The sequence below is a fragment of the Serratia sp. HNCC26DJ244 genome, from assembly GCF_057180565.1.
Map to the genome: position 1 here is coordinate 1 of NZ_JBXUGO010000066.1, position 1,247 is coordinate 1,247.

1 protein-coding gene is annotated in these 1,247 nt (G+C 48.8%); it reads right to left on the minus strand.

What is annotated here, in order from left to right; genetic code table 11:
- Positions 1 to 8: 8 nt before the first annotated feature.
- Positions 9 to 1,174 (minus strand): IS3 family transposase gene (locus AC2A06_RS18545; RefSeq protein WP_484381263.1). Its coding sequence is split into 2 segments (ribosomal slippage): positions 9 to 928 and positions 928 to 1,174, totalling 1,167 coding nucleotides; the frame shifts between segments, so codons are not numbered across the junction.
- Positions 1,175 to 1,247: the final 73 nt, after the last annotated feature.

A 1,247-nucleotide genomic window follows, 5' to 3' on the forward strand; every position in this document is an offset into this window, starting at 1 on the left:
TGTAGTGGTCAACCAATATTGGCCACCGCATTAGACTGTTCATGGAACAGCCGCTCTGATTCATTTGGTGTTAAACCTCCGTTATGCCAATGGGGTCTGAGTTCACTGTAATACCCTGTGATATAGCGGGTAATCGCATTTTTGGCTTCAATAAAATTTTGATAACCCGTGATCGGTACCCATTCGGTCTTCAAGCTTCTGAAGAACCGTTCCATCGGGCTGTTATCCCAACAGTTACCGCGCCGACTCATACTCTGCTTAATCTGATAACGCCACAGCACTTGGCGGTATTTACGGCTGGTATAGTGGCTTCCTTGATCACTATGGAACATGACACCTGTAGGACGACCGCGTAACTCCCACGCCATCTGTAACGCCTTCACCGTCAGTTCCGTATCGGGTGAATAGGACATTGCCCAGCCAACTGGCTTGCGGGCAAATAGATCCAACACAACGGCAAGATACGCCCAGCGCTTACCCGTCCAGATGTACGTCACATCACCACACCAAACCTGATCTGGTTGGGTGACAGCGAACTGACGATCAAGAAGATTAGGGATATCAATTCGCTCACTACCCCCTCGCTTATAGTGGTGAGTAGGAAGCTGACAACTCGTGATCTCAAGCTCCTCCATGAGCTTACCGGCAAGCCAACGCCCCAGTTTTACCCCTTTGCTTGTCACCATCGTGGCAATATTTCTGGCACCTGCAGAGCCGCCGCTGGCCTGCCAGACTTCATTGACCAAACTGCGTTTTATGACTCGTTCTGCATCCAGCCTCTTTGTACGACAGTGCCAATATCGGTAACTGCTACGATGGATATCAAATGTTTGGCATAACGCCTCAACGGGATAAAGCGCTCTCAATTTGTCAACTATCGTGAATTGTTCAACGAGTCCGACATCAAGAGAGCGGTAGCCTTTTTTAGAATATCGTTCTCCATTTCAAGACGTTGTATTCTTTTTTTCATTTCCCGCAGTTCGATCTGCTCGGGTGTTAACGGCAGCCCTGCTGGGGCTTTACCCTGACGTTCAAGACGGAGCTTATTCACCCAGCGAGTCAGAGCAGAAAGGCTGACGTTCATAGCCTTTGCTGCCTCTGCAAAGGTGTATTGCTGGTCAACAACCAGTTTGGCTGCTTCGAGTTTAAATTCCGCTGTGAAATGTTTACCCATTGTGTCACCTGTAACGTTATCGAGGTAAGGATATCACCTCTGGTCAGGTGGCCAAATTCAGTGTGCCACTACA